Source organism: Burkholderia orbicola (assembly GCF_900100915.1).
Taxonomy (GTDB): domain Bacteria; phylum Pseudomonadota; class Gammaproteobacteria; order Burkholderiales; family Burkholderiaceae; genus Burkholderia; species Burkholderia orbicola.
In genome coordinates this window covers 1,614,842-1,638,554 of sequence record NZ_FNKW01000002.1, presented here as the reverse complement: position 1 = coordinate 1,638,554, position 23,713 = coordinate 1,614,842, and the positions used below count along the sequence as shown (strand labels likewise).

At 66.8% G+C, this 23,713-nt stretch carries 11 protein-coding genes; 6 read left to right on the top strand and 5 right to left on the bottom strand.

Features of this window, described 5'->3' with window-relative positions; genetic code table 11:
• The first annotated feature begins 15 nt into the window (after nt 1-15).
• Together BLS50_RS24230 and BLS50_RS24225 are read left to right on the top strand one after the other, a co-directional pair.
• Nucleotides 16-1,140 carry an HlyD family secretion protein gene (locus BLS50_RS24230; RefSeq protein ID WP_012338921.1) on the top strand — a complete coding sequence of 375 codons (1,125 nt, stop codon included), beginning with the start codon at nt 16-18 and terminating at the stop codon, nt 1,138-1,140.
• Nucleotides 1,137-2,720 carry a DHA2 family efflux MFS transporter permease subunit gene (locus tag BLS50_RS24225; RefSeq protein WP_069230508.1) on the top strand — a complete coding sequence of 528 codons (1,584 nt, stop codon included), beginning with the start codon at nt 1,137-1,139 and terminating at the stop codon, nt 2,718-2,720. The genes BLS50_RS24230 and BLS50_RS24225 overlap by 4 nt, the downstream gene beginning before the upstream one ends.
• An 83-nt stretch (nt 2,721-2,803) precedes the next feature.
• Here the strand turns inward: BLS50_RS24225 and BLS50_RS24220 are convergent, their stop codons facing one another.
• Entirely contained in the window at nt 2,804-4,375 is a 1,572-nt protein-coding gene (locus tag BLS50_RS24220; RefSeq protein WP_074804605.1) for a tetratricopeptide repeat-containing glycosyltransferase family protein, read from the bottom strand.
• 1,008 nt (nt 4,376-5,383) lie between these two features.
• Between BLS50_RS24220 and BLS50_RS24215 the strand changes: the two genes are divergently transcribed.
• Entirely contained in the window at nt 5,384-6,226 is an 843-nt protein-coding gene (locus BLS50_RS24215; protein ID WP_074804602.1) for a peptidylprolyl isomerase, read from the top strand.
• A 517-nt stretch (nt 6,227-6,743) separates the two neighbouring features.
• On the opposite strand, the gene BLS50_RS24210 is transcribed toward BLS50_RS24215, so the two are convergent.
• From BLS50_RS24210 to BLS50_RS24200, 3 genes are all read right to left on the bottom strand, one after another.
• Entirely contained in the window at nt 6,744-7,064 is a 321-nt protein-coding gene (locus BLS50_RS24210; RefSeq protein WP_027806876.1) for a helix-turn-helix domain-containing protein, read from the bottom strand.
• Nucleotides 7,064-7,402, bottom strand: coding sequence for a SymE family type I addiction module toxin (locus BLS50_RS36410; RefSeq protein WP_069231851.1), 339 nt, complete (start codon nt 7,400-7,402; stop codon nt 7,064-7,066). Before BLS50_RS36410 ends, BLS50_RS24210 begins: the two co-directional genes overlap by 1 nt.
• Nucleotides 7,403-7,735: 333 nt before the next feature.
• Nucleotides 7,736-10,720, bottom strand: a complete 2,985-nt coding sequence (locus BLS50_RS24200) for an ATP-binding protein (protein ID WP_074804598.1) — start codon at nt 10,718-10,720, stop codon at nt 7,736-7,738.
• A 425-nt stretch (nt 10,721-11,145) separates the two neighbouring features.
• On the opposite strand from BLS50_RS24200, the gene BLS50_RS24195 reads away from it, so the two are divergent.
• The 3 genes from BLS50_RS24195 (at nt 11,146) to BLS50_RS24185 (ending at nt 22,727) form a co-directional block, all read left to right on the top strand.
• Nucleotides 11,146-20,940, top strand: coding sequence for a YadA-like family protein (locus tag BLS50_RS24195; RefSeq protein ID WP_412668072.1), 9,795 nt, complete (start codon nt 11,146-11,148; stop codon nt 20,938-20,940).
• A gap of 91 nt (nt 20,941-21,031) precedes the next feature.
• Nucleotides 21,032-21,748, top strand: a complete 717-nt coding sequence (locus BLS50_RS24190) for an OmpA family protein (protein ID WP_074804595.1) — start codon at nt 21,032-21,034, stop codon at nt 21,746-21,748.
• Between the two features lie 259 nt (nt 21,749-22,007).
• Nucleotides 22,008-22,727 carry a response regulator gene (locus BLS50_RS24185; protein ID WP_074804593.1) on the top strand — a complete coding sequence of 240 codons (720 nt, stop codon included), beginning with the start codon at nt 22,008-22,010 and terminating at the stop codon, nt 22,725-22,727.
• A gap of 131 nt (nt 22,728-22,858) precedes the next feature.
• Here BLS50_RS24185 and BLS50_RS24180 read toward each other — a convergent pair whose 3' ends face one another.
• Nucleotides 22,859-23,551, bottom strand: coding sequence for a response regulator (locus BLS50_RS24180; RefSeq protein ID WP_027809340.1), 693 nt, complete (start codon nt 23,549-23,551; stop codon nt 22,859-22,861).
• Nucleotides 23,552-23,713: the final 162 nt, after the last annotated feature.

The following is a 23,713-nucleotide window of genomic DNA, read 5'->3' as shown; positions in this document are numbered from 1 at the left end:
CTCATCATTCCGATCATGAGCACGACTGCCGTACCCGAAAAAGCCAAAACCGCCCGGTTCTCCCGGCGCCAACTGATCGCCGCGGGCGTCGTGCTCGCCGTCATCGCGCTCGCCGTGTTCGGCTGGCACTGGTGGACCGTCGGCCGTTTCATCGAAAGCACCGACGACGCGTATGTTCGCGCCGACGTCGTGACCGTCAGCTCCCGCGTGTCGGGTTACGTCACGCAAGTCGCCGTCGACGACAACCAGCCGGTGAAGCGCGGCGACGTGCTCGTGCGGCTCGACGACCGCGACTATCGCGCGAAAGTCGACGATGCGCAGGCCGCCGTCGCGGCGGCCGACGCGACGCTGCAGGCCGAGCAGGCGGCGGCCGCGACGCTCGACGCGCAGATCGGCCAGCAGCGCAGCCAGATCGCGCAGGCCGACGCCGATGCGGCCGCCGCGCGCGCCGAAGCCGCGCGGCGCGACGCCGATGCGACGCGCTACAAGCAACTGCTGGCCGAATCCGCCGCGAGCGGGCAGCGCTGGGAGCAGGCCCACGCGGACGCGTTGAAGGCGCGCGCCGAACTGACCCGCGCCGGCGCGGCCGTGCGGGTGCAGACCGACCAGCAGACCGTGCTGCAGCGCCGCCGTGAACAGAGCACCGCGGCGATCGCGCAGGCGCGTGCCCGGCTTGCAGCGGCCCAGGCGAAGCTGGCGCTCGCGCAGCTCGATCTCGACCATACGGTGATCCGGGCGACGCGCGACGGCAGCGTCGGCCAGCGCGCGGTGCGGGCCGGCCAGTACGTCGAAGTCGGGATGCCGCTGCTCGCGGTGGTGCCGCTGAGCGACGTGTACGTGGTGGCGAACTTCAAGGAAACGCAGTTGGGCGCGATGCACGACGGCCAGCCCGTCCAGATCGACGTCGACACCTATTCGGGCCATACGCTGCACGGCCGCGTGATCGGCCTCGCGCCGGGCTCGGGCGCGCAGTTCGCGCTACTGCCGCCGGACAACGCGACCGGCAACTTCACGAAGATCGTGCAGCGCATCCCGGTGAAGATCCGCGTCGATGCGCCGCCGGCCGGCGTCGTGCTGCGGCCCGGGATGTCGGTGATCGCGCGCGTCGACACGCGCGGCACGCAGGGGGCCGGCACGTGAGCACGACGACCGCGCAGGCTGCGCACGAAGACACCGTTTCGCTGCGCGCGTGGGTCGCCGTGCTCGGCGGCGTGTTCGGCTGCTTCATGGCCGGCATGAACGTGCACGTGACCAATGCGTCGCTGCCCGACATCCGCGGCTCGCTCGGCGCGAGCTTCGAGGAAGGCTCGTGGATCACCACCGCGTACCTGGTCGCGGAGATCGTCGTGATTCCGCTCACCGGCTGGCTCGTGCAGGTGTTTTCCGCGCGACGCGTGCTGCTGGTCGGCGCGAGCGGCTTTCTCGCGTTTTCGCTCGCGTGCTCGGTCGCGCCGAGCATCTCGACGATGATCATCGCGCGGGCATTGCAGGGCGCGTTCGGCGGCGTGCTGATTCCGCTGTCGTTCCAGCTGATCGTCACCGAATTGCCGCCGTCGAAACACCCGCTCGGGATGGCGCTGTTCGCGATCGCGAACAACGTCGCGCAGGCGGCGGGGCCGTCGGTCGGCGGCTGGCTGACCGACATGTATTCGTGGCGCTGGATCTTCTACCTGCAGATTCCGCCGGCGATCGCGCTGGTCGCGGCGATCGGCTGGGCGATCCGGCCGCTGCCGGTGCAGCTCGGGATGCTCAGGCGGGCCGACTGGTTCGGCATCGCGACGATGGCGGTGGGCCTGAGCGCGCTGCAGATCGTGCTGGAGGAGGGCGGGCGCAAGGACTGGTTCGCGTCGGACCTGATCGTCGAGCTGTCGATCGTCGCGGCGCTCGGGCTGGCCGCGTTCGTCGCGATCGAGCTGCGGCGCAAGGAGCCGTTCATCAACCTGCGGCTGCTCGGCCAGTACAACTTCGGGATCGCGAGCCTGATGCAGTTCCTGTTCGGTGCGGTGGTGTTCGGCGTGGTGTTCCTCGTGCCGAACTACTTTGCCGAGCTGCACGGCTACAGCGCGCGCGACATCGGCCTCGCGATGATTCCGTACGGGCTCGTGCAGTTCGCGATGTCGTTCCTGACGCCGCCGCTGATGCGCCGTACCAGCCCGCGCACGACGATCGTGCTCGGCTTCGTGCTGGTCGCGGCCGGTTGCCTGATGAACATCCATCTCGACGCCGATGCGGCGTCGAACGTGATCGTCCCGTCGCTGATCGTGCGCGGGATCGGGCAGTCGTTCGTCGTGATCGCACTGGCCGTGATGGCCGTCGACGGGATCGAGAAGGCGCAGCTCGGCTCCGCGTCGGGCGTGTTCAACATGGTCCGCAACGTCGGCGGCGCGATCGGCATCGCGGTGATGAGCCAGATCGTCGTCGAGCGGCAGAAGCTGCACGCGATGCGCATCGGCGAGGCGGTGACGCCGTTCTCCGAAGCGTTCCAGGAGCGCATGGCGATGCTTGCGCGGCTGCTTTCCCGCGTGCATGCGCCGCGCGCGGACGTGCTGCCCGGCGGGTCGATCTCCGGCGTGCAGGAGCTGGCCCTCGGGCTCGTGAACCAGCGCGTGATGCGCGAGGCGCTGCTGATGGCGTACAGCGACACGTTCCTGATCGCGGGCATCGCGATGATCGGGTGTACGGCGGCGGCGTTCGTGTTGCGGGGGAAGAAGAAGGCGTGACGGCGGAGGGTTTGCAGCCGGTCGCCGCGTCGCCATGCCGATAGCGGTATGACGACAGTCGCGGCGCGCGCGATGCCCTCCGGTCAGCCGACGAGATCGCGCAGATCAGCGGTGGCTTCGTCCAGCACGGGCTGCCAGTCGGCGAACGTCTTCTGCCGGTATAGCGACACGCTTGGATAGAACGCGCTGTCGCGGCGATCGTGCTGCCAGACCCAGTGCGGGTTCGCATCGAGCAGCACCCACGTGAACTGGCCCAGCGCGCCGCTCAGGTGAGCGGCCGACGTGCAGACGGTGATCACGAGATCGAGCGCGCCGATGAAGGCGGCGGTGTCGTCGAGCGTTTTCCATTCGCGGGTGGTGTCGGTCACGACGAAGCCGTTCGAGCGGGCGGCTTCGATGTCGTGCTGCGCGCCGGGCTGCAGCGAGTAGAACGCGACGTCCTGCTGCAAGCCGCCGAATGCCTCCGCGAATCGTTCCAGGCCAACACGGCGGAAGCGGTTGCGCGGGTGCGTGAGGTTGCCCGTCCACGCGAGCCCCACCTTCAGCCGCTTTTCGTCGGCGAGCGCCGTGCGCCACGCGTCGGTGGCTGCCGGGTCGGCATGGAGATAAGGCACCGTCGTGGCGATCGTGTTGCCGTCGAGGCCGAGCATGCCCGGAACGCTCATCAGCGGCAGTTCGAAATCGAATGCGGGCAGATCCTCGATCCGCGTGCTGGTGTCGAACACGTCGACATGCCGCGCGACGCTGCGTTCGAGCAGCGCGCCCATCACCGGAAACGCATTCCACACGATCCGGCCGCCTTCGCGATGCACGCGCTCCGCGAGCTGCGGCACGTAGCGACAGAACTGCAGCGCGTCGCCGAGCCCCTGTTCACCCCATACGAGCAACGTCTTGCCTTTCAGCGATTCGCCGCGCCAGCGCGGGCCGGAAAACGCCGGCAGGTTGCCGCGCAATTCGGCCGACCCTTCCCAGCGCGATTCGTAGTTGACCCACCCCGAGGCGTAATCGCCGCGTGCGAGTTCGAGCAGCGACAGGTTGTGGCGGTAAGTCGCGCTGTGCGGCGCGCGTTCGACCGCGAGCGCGGCGTATTGCTCGGCCTCGTCGCGGCGTCGCGCTTCCTTCAGCGCGAGGGACGTGTTGTTCAGCGCCAGCGCATTGTCCGGTGCGAGCGTGGCCGCTCGGGTGGCGGCGCGCAACGCGCCGTCGAGATCGAAACGGTCGAGGCGCGTGACGACGGCGTTGGTCCATGCGCGCGGATCGTCGGGGTTGTCGTCGAGTGCACCTTCGATCAGCGCGAATTCCACTTCGGGATCGCCGCCGGTGAGGCGGATCGCCAACGCGAGGTTGTTCTTGAGCGATGGCCACGACGGGGCGAGTTCGAGCGTGCGGCGATACGGTGCGAGGGCGTCCGCGTGGCGGCCTGCCATCTGCATCGCGTAGCCGCAGTTGAATGCAGCCGTGGGCGAATCGGGACGCAGGTCCCAATGCGCGGCGGCCAGTGCGGCCGCGCGTCCGACTTCACCGCGATCGATCAGCGTTTGCGTGGCGGTCGCGACGGCGTCGTCGTTCACGTCGAGCGTCGTGTCGTCGATGCCGTGTACCTGCAAAGCGGTGTCGTCGAAAGCAGGCGTGTCATGGGCCGGGTGGGTCTGCATGGGATGGGCTCTCCGGAAATCCGCACGCATGTCGATGCGGCGGGCGATTGCGTGGTCTATGTCGGGGCACTGGTGGCTTGCGCTTTCGGGCACAAGCGGCGCGGCGCCGTCTTGATTCCCACTTTATGGATCGGCATCCGGCAACTGAATAAGACCAGTCCGATTTGGCGATTTCGTACTCAATCACTGGAGTACGCCGACTTCACGTGCCGTCGCGTTTGTAGTCCCAGTCCTATTTTTACGTTCACGGTGTGCCAATAAGACCTGTCCGATAGAGATCGCGGCCGACGATCTTTTTAATACGCGGTATTCCGGCTGACGTCGTTCGGCCAGCTCAGACAGGGAGTACTGATTGATGCGTACGGCAGATTTTCCGGTGAATGGCACCGTGTTCGGGAGCGGCGCGCGCGAGGCTGGGTTTCCGCCACGCGCCGTGACGATGAATGCGCACCCGACATCGACGATTCAACGGTGATGTCGTGCGGAATAGGACTCGGCTGATTGTGCGGACGTCGTATGCGCTTCGACAATGCGAAGGTCGGGCGGCTGCATGGTACGCGCCCGATACCTCGTATCCGAAGCTCCGCTTCGTTGGACGCGCTGCCCGGTCGCCGGGCAGCGTATTTTTCTCCGTGCGTGACCGAAGCGAACGATGTCCTCGGCATCGGCCAAACCGGACGGACACACATGAATGCCTTGCGGCGACCGGTGGGCTCGGTCGCGTCTGCACCATTTGGGTCGCAGGTTGGGAGAACGCTGCCTCATGCGAGCGCAGGGCATTCATCTCTGTCTTTCCGTCCGTTGATCGTCGCCGTGTGACCGGAGACGACGCTGCAAAGCCTTGCGCAACTGGCCCGACCGGTTCGCACGTCAGGTCTGGCCGTGATGCGATCGCTCGCGCGCGGCCTGTCAGGCACCGACCCGGTCGGTTGTCCGCGGCGAAGCTGCCGCACCTCCTCCCGGCCGCCATCGCGTGCGGCACCTCCCTCCATCGATGAAGGAATCGTCATGAAGAAGCATCACATTTCCATTGTTTCCACGCTGATCGCACTCGCGTGCGCCTGCGGCGCCCCTGTCGCACGCGCCGCAGGCACGAAAACTGAAACGCCGCTGCCGTCGGGCGTCGAAGCGGTCGTCAACGACACACCCATCGCGCGCAGCGATGTGGACGTCCTGATCCATCAATGGGGTCAAGCCGATACGCCGGCGCTGCGCGAGCAGGCCAGGCGCGAGCTGATTGCCCAGCAACTGGTCGAGCAGGCGGCGGAAAAAGCCAACTACGGCAGCCGCCCCGAAGTGAACCGCGTCGTGATGCGTGCACGCACGGTCGCGGCGACGGATCTCTACCTGCGTGACAACCTGCACCCGCAAGCGGTGACCGATGCGCAGGTGAAGGCGCGTTACGACGACGTCGTCGCGAATGGCGGGCAGTTCGAATATCGCGCGGACGTGATTGCCGTGGCCGATCCGGCCGAAGTGAACGCGCTGGTCGCGGAGCTGAAGCAGGGCGCGTCGTTCGATGCTGTGGCGAAGAAGTACAACACGACGCCGAACGGTGGTGTCGCGCAGTGGGTCGAGTTGCGTACGCCGGTGGCCGAAGGGAAGACGGGTGGTTTGCCGTTGCCGCTCGCGCAGGCGATTACGTCGCTGCAGCCGGGCGCTGTCGCGGGTCCGGTCCGCGTCGGTAACGCGTTCGCGATCGTGAAACTCGACGAGAAGCGTGCGACGGTCGTGCCGACCTTCGAGGCGGCGAAGAACGTGCTGCGTCAGCAACTCGAAGCGCAGGCGCAGCAGCGTGCGATGACGGCGCTGGTGGACAAGCTGGCCGGGCAGGCGACGATTCAGCAGTAAGTGGGTGTATCGGGAAGACGGCGGATCGGGTGATCCGTCGAGGGAGCCGCTGCCGTGGACCACGGTGGCGGCTTTTTTTGTGTCGAGCACGTACGGCCGCTATTGTTTGAACTTCATTCGCTCAGCATTGCGGGTATTGTTCGCAGGCAATTGAAAGAGGAAAGCAACAATGACTGATTCTTACGTAGACGAAGACCGGTATGTTCCCGTGCCGCACACCGCGGCCGACACCGCTCGACTGCTTGAAGATCCGGCCGTCAAGGCTGCATACGACGAGTTGGAGGAGTTCGCTGCACTCCGTGCACGGCGTGCACAGAATCAGCCTGGTCCGATTGGTTGTAACGGTCGTTCACGTTAAATTGAAGGAGTGTGGCGCCGGAGCCGCTTCGGCGGCGGCCGTTGGGCCCGGCCGTCGTCATGCTATGTGTTTGATAGCACCTACTCCTAACGCTGCCTCATGCGAGCGCCGAGGCGCTTCCGGCCGCCACACATTTCTTTCTGCCCGCTCCGCGGGCCGTCAGACCGAAACCGTAATCCCCGCCGGCCCGAATTCCCCCGCCGGCTTCACCACGATCTCCACATGCTGGCCGAACGACGCCAGCGTCAGCATCAGTTGATCCAGCGTCACGTTCCGGAGCCGCTCGCGCTGCTCGGGGGTGACTACTGGCCGCGCCATTTCGGTGAGCGCCGCAGCCTCTTCTTCGGTCAGGCCACGCGACGCCATCAATGCGTTGAGTTTCAGTACGAGTATGGACTTGGCCGTCAGTTCACCGACGTCGTAGTAGTCGAAATCGTCCGGCACGTCGTCGGTGTAGGGATTCGAGGCATCGTGGTTCATTACGCTTCCTCCGTCGTTACCGAAAGTCGCTGTTGCTGTCGCATCGTTGCAGGATCGATATCGGGGAATCCTTCTTGCGCACCATGATCGCAATCCGCATCGTCGATCGGCGTGATCACCAGCCGCTGATGGGACACCTCGATTCGCAGGCGCTGCTCGGGATCGAAGCCGGCTGCCTCGATCCAGCGGCCGGACAATTTCATCCACAGATGCATGACAGGCGGCGCCATGTCGGCGAGCCGGATGTGCGGAACGATGCGGCGGGATTGAAGAGACGATCGAGGGGAGACAAAACGATCGCGGAAATACGTCGGTGCGTTATGATTCGCGCCAGCCATGGTCAACTCCGTTGGTTGAGTTGGTTGTGGTCAGCGGCCCGCAGGTGCTGTTTCACCTGCGGGCCGCGCTCGTTTACGCAGCGGATTTCGATCGTCGCTCCATCACATGCTTGGCATGTCGAAATGACGTGAAAGTCTTCGCGAAAACGTGCAACCACTGTAGCCGAGAACATCCGGCGTCAGGGACCAGTCACGTACGAATTCATCGGCATTGGCCATCCGGCCAATGCGTCGAATGCTTGCTGCATAACGGTTCCGGGGCATTCGCACTGGCCGGACGCATCATCGTTTCAATGCCGATATGTCAGAAATCGTTTCAACCGACGATTTCGATCAGCCTGCCGTGCGCCGCATGAGGATCTCGTTCGCGCTCTGTCGGTAGCGCTCGAACGCCCGCGCGAATGCCGCTGCATCGCCCGCCAGCGCCAGCGCTTCCATCGACGCACAGAGCCCTGAAATCTCCCGCTCGCCGATCATCGCGAACGCGCCGCGCATGCTGTGAATCTCCGACCGCGCGACCTTCAGGTCGCCATCCTGCAACGCCCGCGCGATGGTCGCGCTGGAACGTCGCGTCGCATCGACGAGCACCGTGTGCAGGTCTTTCGGCAACGGGCCCGGCGCGCGCGGCGGTGCGGGCGGATACGTCGGGCGCCGCCACGTCCCCGCGTACTTCGCGATCGCCTGTTCGAGCGATTTCAGCGACGTTGGCTTCGTGACGATCTCGTCGATACCCGCTTCCCACGCCAGCCGCAACTCGTCCGGTTCGGCATGCGCGGTCACTGCCAGAATCGGCTGCACGCGGCCGCGTTCGCGCAGCACGCGGGCGAACGCGTAGCCGTCGAGGCCCGGCATGTTCAGATCGGTGAGCACGACCGCGTAGTCGTGACGATCCACCAGGTCGAGCGCTTCCGCGACATTCGATGCGATATCGGCCTGATAGCCGAGTACGTCCAGCTGATCGTGGACGAGCGAACGGTTGACCGGATTGTCGTCGACGAACAGCACGCGTACGTTCGGCGCTTCCTCTCCTGAAAGCGCCTGGGCCGCGCCCGGCTGACGATCGAGCGGCAGCGGCAACGTGACGACGAAGGTCGACCCGACGCCCGGCACGCTGTTCGCCTCGATGCGCCCGCCCATCGATTCCGCGAGCTTGTAACTCAGCGCGAGGCCGATGCCCGTGCCGCCGAAGCGGCGCGCGATCGACTCGTCGGCCTGCGCGAACGGCTCGAACACGTGCGCGAGCTGATCGGCCGTCATGCCGATGCCGGAATCGCTGACGCGGATCGTCACGGGCGTCGCGTCGCCACCGGACGGCGCCGACACCGACAACGCCACCGCGCCGCGATCGGTGAACTTGATCGCGTTGCTGACCAGGTTCACGACAATCTGCCGCACGCGCATCGGGTCGCCGAGATACGTATGCGTGACCGCCGGATCGACGTCGATCCTCAGCGCGATGCCCTTCGCGCCGGCCACGGGCTCGAACAGGTCAGCGACGTCGCGCATCAGCTCGTCGATCCGGAAGCCGGTCGCTTCGAGCGTCATCCGGTCGGCCTCGATCTTCGTCATGTCGAGCACGTTGTTCAGCATGTCGAGCAGCATCCGCGCGGCCGACGTGACCGCATGCAGCCGCGGTTTCTGGCGGCTCGGGTCGGGCGCCTTGTCGAGCAGTTCGAGATTGCCGAGCATCGCGTTCAGCGGCGTGCGGATCTCGTGGCTGATCGTCGCGAGGAACGTCGATTTCGCGCGGTTCGCGCTGTCGAGTGCCCGTTCGGCGTCGGCGCGCGTCGTGATGTCGGAGAAACTGCACAGCAGCGCGTCCTTGCCCTTGTAGCGGACGCGTACGAAATTGACGAGCAGGTCGCGTGCGCGGCCGTCGTCGAGCGTCACCGGCAGTTCGACGTCGAGCTGGACCGGCGACGCATCCGCATGCTCGCGGTAGCGCGCCAGCAGCCGTTCGTGCAGCGGCGGGTCGCCGGCCTCGCGCTCGTACAGCTCGAGCATCCGGTTGCGCAGCAGCACCTGGTGCGTGTCGGGCGCGACGAGACCGATGCCGAACGGCGCGGTCGCGACGATCGTGCGGCTCATCCGCTCGCTTTCGAACACGCGGCGCGAGCGGCGGAACAGCGGCGCGAACACTCGCAGGTCGAACGCGATCACGAGCGTCCACAGCACGATCAGGATGGTCGCAGTCGTGCCGAATTCGCGCAGCATCGTCGACCAGATCGCATAGGCGATCGTGTGCCATGAATACGCATAGACGATCGCGTAACCGGTATCCGAGATCCGGTCGGTGATCGTGAACACGCCGTGCCGGTAGCTTTCGTCGAAATTCACGAGGCCACGGCGCCACGTGCCTTCGGCGAGCGCGTGCTTCATCAGCGCGGCGCCGTCTTCCGCGTCGCCGGTGCGATCGACGTGCAGCAGCACGCGGCCGTTCTCGTCGATCAGCATCGCGACCGCATCGTCGGGCGCGTGCTTCATCCGGTCGGCGATCACGTCGACGTCGAAGTCGCTGACGAACGTCATGAAATGCTTCTGCCCGTCGAACGCGGGTTCGACCAGACGGAACACCGTCTTGCCGGTCAACGGATCGATCGCCGGCGCCTGCCACGCGATCCGGCGCGACAGGCGCCAGTAGCGTGCGATCGCCGGATCGGACCAGTCGGCGACGTCGAACGCGAGGTGCTGGATCAGCGCGTGCGTGTCCGGCACGCCGATGCGCGCGAGCACGTCGTGATACGGCATCGACGGCGGCGGCGTGATCGCGATCACGTTGCGGTCGGGGCTGTACGCGTAGCCGCGCACCGCGCGCCCGGTCTGGCGCTCGGCGGCCGCGACGGAAATCGTCTGGCGCTCCATCAGTTGCACGTAGCGATCGGTTTCATTGTCGGCCAGCGCTTCGGGCGACGCGGCCAGGAAGATCTCGCTCACGCCGCGCATCGGCGCGAGCAGCACGTGGCCGTCCTTGCGCAGCGCGTCGGACGCTTCCCACGCATGCGGCGGATGACCGTTCCACAACAGCTCGGCGTTGATGACAGCGCGGCGCATCGACGCCTGCTTCGCGTCCATTTCGAGCTGCACGAGCGCCTTGTGCGTGATGAACAGGTCGCGCCGCTCCGCGATGTAGTCGCGCACCGAGCCGACCAGCAGGATGCCGGCGGTGATCAGGATCACGAGCGACAGCACGACCGCGCCGCCGTACAGCGTGAAGCGCTGATACCGGTTCAGCAGGCTCAGGTCGCGCGCGTCGTCGTCGATCGACGCGAACGGCGCGCTGGCGTCCGTGTGGGACGCGAAGAGATGGCGGATGGGCATGAGACGAAGACCGGTGAATCAATGCGCAAATCGGGAGACACGCACGGCGCACGCGGCAAGAGCCGCGGCGAGGCCGGGACGCGGACGATATCCGCGAGCCATGCTGATGGCAGCGCAATGCGTTGCCGGCTCGGGGAACGGGAAAATTATCGGGATAGCGGACGGGCCTGTATGTAGGGCAGTCCGAAACACTCGCGCGCGATGGATAGGACCAGTCCTATTCATGCAATCGGTTGCGCGCTGCGTATATAAGGCCTGACGCGCGGATGTGTCAAACGGAATCGATCAAGCGAACGGTGCGTCGGGCGTGTTTTGCATGACCGATTGTCAAGCAACGTCATGTTAGGACTGGGCCTACAAAATAAGTCATCACACGTCCAGCCGTCTGATTATCGAAATGACAGGCGATCAATACATTGGCAACTGTGGACGAGGTTCGTCCTTCCCACTTCTCTTCTACAGGGGCTATCAACGTGAACAAGTCATATCGGACCGTCTGGAACGCGACGACGGGCACATGGGCGGCGGCGCCCGAAACGGCGCGGATGCGCACCAAATCGAAAGCGAACTCGACGATGCGCTCGTCGGTGACGGCGGCTGTCGCGGTGATGGCCGGGGTTGGGGGTGGCACGATGTCCGTCGATGCGATGGCGCAGGCGACCGGAGGGGGCCTCAATCTGTGCTCGACCACAGCCTTGTCGAACGGGGTAAGGCTCGGGCAAACCTTTGGGGCGCTGAGTAACACGACCAGCGCGAACTGCGGGCCGATCAATTCCAGTCTGCCGTCGTATCAGGGGCATACGGCTGCATTTATCCTCGCCAACAATGCCGGTACGAACGGTGCCACCGCCGGCGTCGCGCCTACGGCGTCGGTGATGGGCGGTACTGACGGCCATCTGGTCGTGTACGGTCAGAACGGCGTACACATCAGCGGCCCGGCCGATTTCAACAACAACGTCAACATGACGAACCACCGCATCACGGGGCTGGCCGCGGGTACGGCCGGGACCGATGCGGTCAACCTCAACCAGCTGAATTCCGCGATTGCTTCTGCGGCGACCGCAAGCAACCCGTACGTGGCGATCAGTACCGGAACGTATGCTGCGGCGACGGCTGCGCGGGCAGGCAGCAGCGCGACCGCGATCGGCGCCAATGCCAACGCAACGGGTACGTCCGCCGTGGCACTGGGCGGCAACACTGTGGCGAGCGCTCAGAACGCTACCGCCATCGGCACGCTGTCGCGTGCGACCGGGTCGGAAAGTGCTGCGGTCGGTACGAGCGCAAATGCTGCGGGTGCCAACGCGTCCGCCTTCGGGCAGGCCGCTGGCGCTCAGGCTGTCAATACGACTGCCATGGGTTCCCGTTCCGCTGCCACCGCGGATGGCGCGACTGCGCTTGGCTATTCGGCGAGCGCTGTCGGCGCGAATGCCATTGCGGTCGGTCGTCAAGCGAGCACCAGCGGCACGTACGGCACGGCGATCGGTTATCAAGCGAAGGGCGCGACCAACGCGGTCGGCGTGGGCGTGCTCGCGGATGCGAGAGGGACCGCGAGCGTCGCGCTGGGCAACCGTGCAAGCGGCACGGGTACGAACTCGGTTGCCGTCGGCAGCGGCGCGACGGCTGGCAACGCGAATGCGGTTGCACTGGGCGCCGGATCAGTAACGAATCGGGACAACTCGGTTTCGGTCGGGTCGGCCGCTCAGCAACGGCAGATCACGAACCTGGCTGCCGGGACGCAAAACACCGACGCCGTGAATCTCGGGCAGATGAACACGGCGCTTTCGACGAAGGTCGACAACACGTACTTCAAGGTCAACAGCACGGCAGCAGGCTCGGTCGTGACCTCGGCGAATTCGATTGCGATCGGACCGGGTGCTTCGGCTACGCCGGCGGGGGCGGTCGGCTCCAACTCGATCGCGATCGGTAACGGCGCGGCGGCGGGTGGGACCGACTCGATCATGATCGGCACCAACGCGCGCCATGCAGGATCTGGCGGGACGGTCGTCGGTGGCAACGCCAGCGCGATGGGTGGCGGCGGTGCCGCAGCATTCGGGTTGAACAGCGCGGCTGGCGGGGTGTCGAGTCTGGCGTTGGGGACGGGCGCGCTCGCGAGCGGCCGAAATTCCGTCGCTCTGGGCGGCGGCAGTGTTGCAAACGCTGACAATACCGTTTCCGTCGGTTCGACGGCGGTACAGCGACGCATCGTGAACCTGGCCGCCGGTACGGGCGCGACCGACGCGGTCAACGTGAGCCAACTGACGGGCGTGACGAAGGCGCTCGGCGGCGGCGCGGCCGTCGGTGCGGACGGCGGCATTACGAACCCGACCTACAACGTTGGTGGAACCGACTATCACAACGTCGGCGATGCGCTCGATGCGCTGGCCGCGAGCGGTATCGGCAATCCCAATGCGGTCATTTACGACGATGCGACCAAGAGCACCGTGACGCTGGGCGGTACGGCTGCGACGGCGCCCGTCGCGCTGAAGAACGTCGCGGACGCGAAGGACGATCACGATGCACTGAACCTCGGCCAGCTGAAGAACGCGGGCCTCGTCGGCGACGACGGCGCGGGCAACCTGACGTCGCTCGCGGTGACGTACGACGACGCGACGAAGGACACGGCCACGCTGGCCGGTGCCAGCGGCACGACGCTGTCGAACGTGAAGGCCGGTGTGGCTGACATGGACGCAGTGAACGTTTCGCAACTGAAGGGCTCGGGCCTGATCGGCGACGACGGCAAGTCGATCGCCGCGGTGACGTACGACCGTAATGCGGACGGTACGCCGAACTATGGCTCGGTGACGCTCGGCAACGGCGCAGGCCCGACGCAAGTCAAGAACGTCGCAGACGCAACGGACGACCACGATGCGCTGAACCTCGGTCAGTTGAAGGACACGGGTCTGGTTGGCGACGACGGCGCAGGCAACCTCACGTCGCTCGCAGTGACGTATGACGATGCGACGAAGACCGCAGTCACGCTGGGTGACGGCGCGACGCCGGTCGCCATTCATAACGTAGCGGACGGTGTGCTTGCTGCCGACAGCAAGGACGCGGTGAACGGCTCGCAACTGTTCGCAACGAACACGCGTGTTGGCGATCTCGAAGATTCGCTCGGGAAGGGCGGCGTGATCGACCCGGTGACGGGCGAATCGCTGGCGGTGGTGTACGACAGCAATGTAAAGGACACCGTGACGCTGGCCGGTACGAACGGCACGACGCTGTCGAACGTGAAGGCCGGTGTGGCTGACATGGACGCGGTGAACGTCTCGCAACTGAAGGGTTCGGGTCTGATCGGCGACGACGGCAAGTCGATCGCCGCGGTGACGTACGACCGTAACGCAGACGGCACGCCGAACTATGGTTCGGTGACGCTCGGCAACGGCGCAGGTCCGACGCAAGTCAAGAACGTCGCAGACGCAACGGACGACCACGACGCACTGAACCTCGGCCAGCTGAAGGACGCAGGTCTGGTGGGCGACGACGGCGCAGGCAACCTGACGTCAATGGCGGTGACGTACGACGGCGCGGCACGCGACAAGGTGACGCTGGCCGGAGCGGACGGCACGACGCTGTCGAACGTGAAGGCCGGTGTGGCCGACATGGACGCGGTGAACGTCTCGCAACTGAAGGGTTCGGGCCTGATCGGGGACGACGGCAAGTCGATCGCCGCGGTGACGTACGACCGTAACGCAGACGGCACGCCGAACTACGGTTCGGTAACGCTCGGCAATGGCGCAGGTCCGACGCAAGTCAAGAACGTCGCGGACGCGACGGATGACCACGACGCGCTGAACCTCGGCCAGTTGAAGGACGCAGGCCTGGTCGGCGACGACGGTTCGGGCAACCTCACGTCGCTCGCAGTGACGTATGACGGCACGACGAAGGACAGCGTGACGCTGGGCGGCGTAGGCGCGACCGCACCGGTGGCGTTGCACAACGTGGCGGACGGGGTTCTTTCGGCGACGAGCAAGGACGCGGTGAACGGTTCGCAACTGTTCGCGACGAACACGCGTGTCGGCGACCTCGAAGATTCGCTCGGCAAGGGCGGCGTCATCGACCCGGTCACGGGCGAATCGCTGGCCGTGGTGTACGACAGCAATGTAAAGGACACCGTGACGCTGGCCGGCACGAACGGTACGACGCTGACGAACGTGAAGGCCGGCGTGGCCGACATGGACGCGGTGAACGTCTCGCAGCTGAAGGACTCGGGCCTGATCGATCCGTCGACGGGCAAGTCGATCGCCGCGGTCACGTACGACCGTAACGCAGACGGCACGCCGAACTACGGCACGGTGACGCTCGGCAACGGCGCCGGCCCGACGCAGATCAAGAACGTCGCGACGGGCGTCGACGACCTCGACGCGGTCAACGTCAAGCAATTGAACACGGGCCTGTCGGACCTCGAAGACCGGATGTCGGGCGGCAACCTGCGCTTCGTCAAGGTCAATGCCGACCCGCTCACGGGCACGCCCGCGGTCGCAAGCGGCGCGCTGGCTGTCGCGATCGGCTCCGACGCCCGTGCCACCAGCGCGAACTCGCTGGCACTCGGCAGCGGTGCGCGCGTGACCGGTGCCGGCTCGGTCGCGATCGGCTACAACTCGGTCGCGAACCAGAACAACGTCGTGTCGGTTGGCGACGTGGGCCGCGAACGCAAGATCGTCAACGTGGCGGACGGCGACGTCGCATTCCAGAGCACGGACGCCGTCAACGGCGGCCAGCTGTACGCGGCGCTGAACACCCTGTCGACGTCGGTGACGTCGAAGACGCAGCAGGCCATCGACACCTTCTCGTCGGAAATCGACAAGAAGACGAAGGCCGCGATCGACGAGGTGAGCGCGCGCTCGATGCAGCCGATGGACGTCAGCGACCCGCTGGTCGCGGTCGAAGGCCTGCAGGGCAACAACGTCGCTTCGCTGAACGGCGCGGACCCGACCAAGGCCACGGCGGCCGCGATCGGCTCGTCGACGGCGGCAAGCGGCGCCAACGCGGTGGCGGTGGGCCTCCAGAGCGGCGCGGGTTCGAACAACTCGGTCGCGATCGGCAGCTTCGCGCAGACCGGCGCCGGCCAGGACTACTCGGTCGCCGTGGGTTCGAACGTCCAGACGAACGGCACGCAAGCCGTCGCGCTGGGGGCGAACGCGCAGGCGAACGGCGATTACGCGCTGGCAGTCGGCAACAACGGTGCGCAGGCGATCGGCGACGGCTCGATCGCGGTCGGTAACGCCGCGAACGTGCGGGCCGGCGCGACCAACGCGGTCGCGATCGGTACGGGTGCGAACGTCGCGCGCAGCGTCGAAGGCGCGATGGCGCTCGGCGCGAACGCGACCGCAGGCGCGGCCAACAGCATCGCGCTTGGCGCGAACGCGTTTTCGGATCGTGCGAACGCGCTGTCGGTCGGCCGTGCGGGCGCGGAACGCCAGATCGTCAACGTCGCGGCAGGTACGCAAACGACCGATGCGGTGAACGTCGGCCAGCTGAAGGGCGTGACGGATTCGCTCGGCGGCGGCTCGACGGTGGGCGCGGACGGCAAGGTGACGAACCCGACGTACTCGCTGGCCGATCCGGCGGATGCGTCGAAGTCGGTCGCATACGACAACGTGGGCGACGCGCTGTCGAACCTCGACGGCCGCACGGCGACGAACACGCAAAACATCACCGTGATCAACAAGCAGCTTGCCGATTCGGGTCTGGTCGATCCGGTCACAGGTCAGTCGATCGCCGCGGTGACGTACGACCGTAATGCGGACGGCACGCCGAACATGGGTTCGGTGACGCTGGGCGGCGCGGGTGCGACGGCGCCGGTGGCACTGAAGAACGTTGCCGACGGTACGGACCGTCACGACGCGATCAACCTCGGCCAGTTGCAGGACGCAGGCCTGGTTGCGCCGGTCGATCCGTCCAACCCGGGTGCGGGCCTGACGTCGCTGGCCGTCGCGTACGACGGCGTGGCGAAGGACGTGGTCACGCTGGCTGGCGCGGGTGGCACGACGCTGTCGAACGTGAAGGCTGGTGTGGCCGACATGGACGCGGTGAACGTCTCGCAGCTGAAGGATTCGGGCCTGATCGATCCGTCGACGGGCAAGGCGATTGCGGCGGTGACATACGACCGTAACGCGGACGGCACGCCGAACTACGGCTCGGCGACGCTGGGCAACGGCACGGGTCCGACGCAGCTGAAGAACGTCGCAGATGCGAAGGATGACGGCGATGCGCTGAACCTCGGCCAGCTGAAGGATGCGGGCCTGGTCGGCGACGACGGCTCGGGCAACCTGACGTCGATGGCGGTGACGTACGACGGCACGGCGAAGGACAGCGTGACGCTGGGTGGCGCAGGCGCGACCGCGCCGGTCGCCCTGCACAACGTGGCCGACGGCGTGCTCGCCGCAGACAGCAAGGACGCGGTCAACGGTTCGCAGCTGTTCGCGACGAACCAGAACCTCGGCGACCTGAAGGATTCGCTGGAGAAGGGCGGCGTGATCGACCCGAAGACCGGCGAATCGCTGGCCGTGGTGTACGACGGCGCGGCGAAGAACAGCGTGACGCTGGGCAACGCCGGCGTGCCGGTCGCGATCCACAACGTCGCAGCCGGTGCGGTGAACGCAACGAGCCACGACGCAGTCAACGGCTCGCAGCTGTTCACGGTGTCGCAGAGCGTCGCGGACAAGATCGGCGGCGGCGCGGGCGTCGGCGCGGATGGTTCGCTCACCGACCCGACGTACTCGGTCGGCGGCCAGGACTACCACAACGTGGGCGACGCCCTCGGTGCGCTCGACAAGAACAGCGGCGGCAATCCGTTGGCGGTGGCGTACGACAGCGCGGCGAAGGACACCGTGACGCTGGGCGGCGCGGGCGCGACCACGCCGGTCGCACTGAAGAACGTCGCGGACGCGAAGGACGACGGCGACGCGCTGAACCTCGGCCAGTTGAAGAACGCCGGTCTGGTCGGCGACGACGGCGCGGGCAACCTGACGTCGATGGCGGTGACGTACGACGGCGCGGCACGCGACAAGGTGACGCTGGCCGGCGTGGACGGCACGACGCTGTCGAACGTGAAGGCCGGCGTGGCCGACATGGACGCGGTGAACGTCTCGCAACTGAAGGATGCAGGCCTGATCGATCCGTCGACCGGCAAGCCGATTGCGGCAGTGACGTACGACAGCGCGGCAAAGGACAGCGTGACGCTGGGCGGCGCGGGCGCAACCACGCCTGTGGCGCTGAAGAACGTCGCGGATGCGAAGGACGACGGCGATGCGCTGAACCTCGGCCAGTTGAAGAACGCCGGTCTGGTGGGCGACGACGGCGCGGGCAACCTGACGTCGATGGCCGTGACGTACGACGGTGCAGCGAAGGACACGGTCACGTTGGGCGGCACGGGCGCAGCGGCGCCGGTCGCACTGAAGAACGTTGCCGACGGTACGGACCGTCACGACGCGATCAACGTCGGCCAGTTGCAGGACGCGGGCCTCGTTGCGCCGGTCGATCCGTCCAACCCGGGCGCGGGCCTGACGTCGCTGGCCGTCGCGTACGACGGCGTGGCGAAGGATGTCGTCACGCTGAAGGGCACGGATGGCACGACGCTGTCGAACGTGAAGGCCGGTGTGGCCGACATGGACGCGGTGAACGTCTCGCAGCTGAAGGATTCGGGCCTGATCGATCCGTCGACGGGCAAGGCGATTGCGGCGGTGACATACGACCGTAACGCGGACGGCACGCCGAACTACGGTTCGGTGACGCTCGGCAACGGCACGGGCCCGACGCAGCTGAAGAACGTCGCGGATGCGACGGACGACGGCGATGCGCTGAACCTCGGCCAGTTGAAGAACGCCGGCCTGGTGGGCGAAGACGGCTCGGGCAAGCTGACGTCGATGGCGGTGACGTACGACAGCGCGGCGAAGGATGCCGTGACGCTGGGCGGTGCGGGCGCCACGACGCCGGTCGCACTGAAGAACGTCGCCGACGGCACGGACCGCAACGACGCGATCAACCTCGGCCAGTTGCAGGACGCAGGCCTGGTCGCGCCGGTCGATCCGACGAATCCGGGCAAGGGGCTGACGTCGCTCGCCGTGGCATACGACAGCGCGACGCAGGACGTGGTTACGCTGAAGGGCACGGACGGCACGACGCTGACGAACGTGAAGGCGGGCGCGGTCACGGCCACCAGCACGGACGCGATCAACGGTGCGCAGCTGCACGGCACCGCGCAGAGCGTGGCCGATTCGCTGGGCGGCGGTTCGACGGTGGGCGCGGACGGCAAGGTGACGAACCCGACGTACTCGCTGGCCGATCCGGCCGATGCATCGAAGTCGGTCGCGTACAACAACGTGGGCGATGCGCTGTCGAACCTCGACGGCCGTACGGTGACGAACACGAAAAACATCACCGTGATCAACAAGCAGCTCGCCGATTCGGGTCTGGTCGACCCGGTCACGGGTCAGTCGATCGCTGCTGTGACGTACGACCGTAATACGGACGGCACGCCGAACATGGGTTCGGTGACGCTGGGCGGCGCGGGTGCGACGGCTCCGGTCGTACTGAAGAACGTTGCCGACGGTACGGACCGTCACGACGCGATCAACCTCGGCCAGTTGCAGGACGCAGGCCTGGTGGCGCCGGTCGATCCGACCAACCCGGGTGCGGGTCTGGCTTCGCTCGCGGTGACGTATGGCAAGCATGCCGACGGCTCGGCGAACTTCGACCAGGTCACGCTGGCCGGCGCGAACGGCACGACGATCTCGAACGTGAAGGCAGGCGCGGTATCGGCCACCAGCACGGACGCGATCAACGGCGCGCAGCTGCACGGCGTGTCGCAGAGCGTCGCGAAGTCGCTCGGCGGCGGCGCGAGCGTCGACGCGGACGGCAACGTGACGAACCCGTCGTACAAGGTCAGCGACAAGACGTTCGACAACGTCGGCGATGCGATCGAGAACATCTCGAACAGCCTCGTCCACGGTTCGATCGGCCTGGTTCAGCAGGACGATACGACGCGCGACATCACGGTCGCGAAGGACACGGACGGCACGACCGTGAACTTCGCGGGCACGGCGGGCAACCGCGTGCTGACCGGCGTGGCGGCGGGCGCGGTGAGCGCGACGAGCGTCGACGCGGTCAACGGTTCGCAGCTGCACGGTACCGCGCAGAGCGTGGCGGACGTGATCGGTGGCGGGACGACGGTCGATGCCGACGGCAAGCTCGCGGATACGTCGATCGAGGTGAACGGCAGCAAGTACAAGACCGTGGCCGAAGCCGTGCAGGCGGCAGCCCAGTACGGCGCGACCGATTCGCTCGCGGTGCGTTACGACCTGAATCGCGACGGCACGCCGAACTACGGTTCGGTGACGCTGGGCGGCACGGGCGCGGCGCCGGTGCGACTGACGAACGTGGCGGACGGCGCGAGCCAGTACGACGCGGTGAACTTCGGCCAGTTGAGCGAGCTGAGCGACCGTATCGGCGGTCTCGACGATCGTGTCGGCGATCTCGAGCAGCGGCCGCCGGGCAGCGGTGGTCCGGGCAACGGTGGTTCGGGTAACGACTACTTCGCCGGCACCGACGTGGGCACGGGCAGCACGACGCCGGCCAACGCAGGCGCGGGTACGGGCAACACGGCCGCCGGTTCGGGCGCGACGATCGGCACGGGCGCGAACAACGCCACGGTGATCGGTTCGAACGCGGGCGCGTCGCAGAGCAACGGCGTCGCGATCGGCTCCGGCGCGAAGAGCGCGGCCGAAGGCGCCACGGCGATCGGCAGCGGCTCGAACGCATCGGGCAACCAGTCGGTCGCGATCGGCTCGGGCGCGAACGCGTCGGGTTCGAACTCGGTGGCGCTGGGTGCCGGTTCGACCGCGTACGGCGACGATACCGTGTCGGTCGGCTCGATCGACCGGACCCGCACGATCTCGAACGTGTCGGACGGTGTGAGCGCGACCGACGTCGCGACGAAGGGTCAGCTCGACCGGGCCATGGGCGGCATGCAGGGCCAGGTCAACGACCTGTCGCGTAACGCGTACTCGGGTATCGCCGCGGCCACCGCGCTGACGATGATTCCGGGCGTCGATCCGGGCAAGACGATTTCGTTCGGTATCGGCGGCGCGACCTACAAGGGCTATCAGGCGGTGGCGTTCGGCGGCGAAGCCCGCATCACGCAGAACCTGAAGATGAAGGCCGGCGTGGGTATGTCGAGCGGCGGCAATACGGTCGGCGTGGGCGCTTCGTATCAGTGGTAACGCGCCGGGCGGGGCAGCAGCTTGCCCCGCCCGCCCCGACTTCCCTTATTCAACTTTTTTACGCGCCCGCCTTCGTGGCGGGCGTTTCATCATGACCATGAAAACCTTGTTGTTGCGCGCCGCGTCGATCGGCGCGATCGCGATGGCGCTCGGTGCGTGCACGACGCAATCGGGCGTCACTTACGACATCCGCGCGGTGTCGATTCCCGGCAAGCCGGACAACGTGTTCCGCGTGAGCTGCGACGGGCTGCTGGGCAGCGCGAACGCCTGTGCCCGCGCGGCGGAAGAATTCTGCCAGGGCAAGGGCTTCACGCCGCTCGAGATGATCGACCGCGTGTACAGCCGTGCGCCGATGAAGGACCCGCGCGAAATCACGTTCATGTGCGGCAAGCCGCAGCCGGCCCCGGTGGTGGCCCCGGTCGCGCAACCGCAGCCGCAGCCGCGGCCCGCGCCGGTCCCGCAGCGCCAGGTGCTGCTGCAGGGCGACGCGAATTTCGCGCTCGACAGCGCGGTGCTGACGCCGCAGGCGCGCAGCAATCTCGACCGGTTCATCGAGGTCAATCGCGGCGTCGAATTCCGTCGCGTGACGGTCACCGGCTTCACCGATTCGACGGGCAGCGCGACGCACAACCTCGCGCTGTCGGCTTCGCGCGCGCGCAACGCGATGAACTACCTGAGCGCCAACGGCCTGAAGGCGCAGTCGTTCGTGTCGCAGGGCCAGGGTGCCGCCGAGCCGGTCGCGTCCAACGCGACGGCCGAAGGCCGCGCGCAGAACCGCCGCGTCGAGGTCCGGATCGACGCGCAGTAAGGCTGGGGCGGCATGACCGGCTGATGCCGGCCTGCTTTCCCCGGAAGAAGTTCGAAGCCGCCGGCGCTCGATGCGCCGGCGGCTTTTTTCGTGTCGGCGCCCGGCCCCGGGCTGCGGCCCGCCGGGCGATCCATGGTTGCCGCCCCGGTTTCATGCGAAGATAGCGCCCAATTACGATCCACGACGCCGCGATGCGCGCCGTCGCCGCCCGCCAGGCGGCGAGCCGGCTGCGACGATTGCCGCGCACATCTGGACGACTATGGGAAGCTATCTGATACGCGTGGTACTGGCCGACGACCACCCGGCGATGCTGGTCGGCGTCGAGCACGGCCTGTCGTCGGTGCCGACGATCCAGTTGACCGGCAAGGCCGTCAATTCGACCGAGCTGATCCGGCTCGTCGAGGCCGGCGTGTGCGACGTCGTGGTGTCCGACTATGCGATGCCCGGCAGCGCACACGGCGACGGCATCACGCTGTTCTCCTATCTTCAGCGCAATCACCCGGCCGTGAAGCTGGTCGTGCTGACCATGCTCGACAACCCGGCCGTGATCGGCGCGCTGACGCGGCTCGGCATCGAATGCATCGTCAGCAAATCCGACACGATCGATCACCTGATTCCCGCGATTCACGCGGCCGCGACGGGCGGCACGTATTTCTCGCCGTCGGTCGAGAAGGTCGTGCGCACGCTCACGTCGCATTCGAGCGCCCGGGCGGCCGACCAGAAGCGCGACCTCAGCGACCGCGAGCTCGAAGTCGTGCGGCTCTATGCGTCGGGCCTCACGGTCAACGAGATCGCCGACAAACTCAGCCGCAGCAAGAAGACGATCAGCACGCAGAAGGCGCGCGCGATGGAAAAGCTCGGGATCGAGAAGGACATCGACCTGCTGCGTTACGCGATCGAGCACGGGATCGTCGCCGCGTCGGCCAGCGAAGGGCGGGGCGGTGACACGAAAGAGGAAGGCAGCGTCGATCCGGCCTGACGGCACGCGCGACGATGCCGGCCGCGCGGGATGGCGGCCATCAAGTTGAGTGCGCCGGATCGTACCGATGCACCGAAACCCCGGCGCCTCGCGGCTGCCGGGGTTTTTCGTTTCAGGTCACGGCGGCGGTTTCAGCCGCCTGCTTCATCGCCGCGCGCGGGCGGCGCGTAGCCGTAGTCGGTGACGAGCCCGCACGCGATCGCATAGCGCACCAGGTCGACGTCGCGCTCGATGCCGAGCTTCTGCATGGCCGAGCTTTTCTGCGTGCTGATCGTCTTCTTGCTGCGGTTCAGCTTGTCGGCGATCTCGTTGACCGACAGCCCCGACGAAAAGAGACGGATCACCTCGACCTCGCGCACCGACAGCGCGGGTGCCCGGCCGCCGACGCTGCCCGTATTGCGCAGGATTCGGTCCATCGACGGCGACAGGTAGCGGCCGTTCGTATAGGCCGCGTGAATCGCCATCGTCAGGTGATTCGGCATGTCCGACTTGCTGACGATGCATGCGATGCCGATATCGATCAGTGCGCGCAGCGCCACCGCGTTTTCCATCATCGTCATCACGACGATCTTCAAGCCGGGAAAGCGCTTGAGGATGGTCGTGAACATCGCGAGGCCGTCGCCGTATTCGGTGCCCGGCATCGCGTAGTCGGACACCAACACGTCGCATGGATGGTTGGACAGCGCGTCCATCAGCTCCGTCGAGTTGTGCGCGGTCGCGACGACCGCGACGGTGTTCGTCGCCGACAGCTCGTAGCGGGCGCCGATGACGACCGCCGGATGATCGTCGGCGATCGCGATGCGAATGGGAAAGGTTCTGTTCATGGGTTTCTCGCGCGTTGCGCGGTGCCTGGCGGCACGCGCTCGGCGTCGTTGACGCGGATTGGGGCCGGCGCGGGGCGCGATCGGTCGCGGCGAAACGGCTGGCCGGACGCGATCCCGTCGCGCCGACGGCCGGTGGTGACTCGGATGAATCGCCACTGGCCG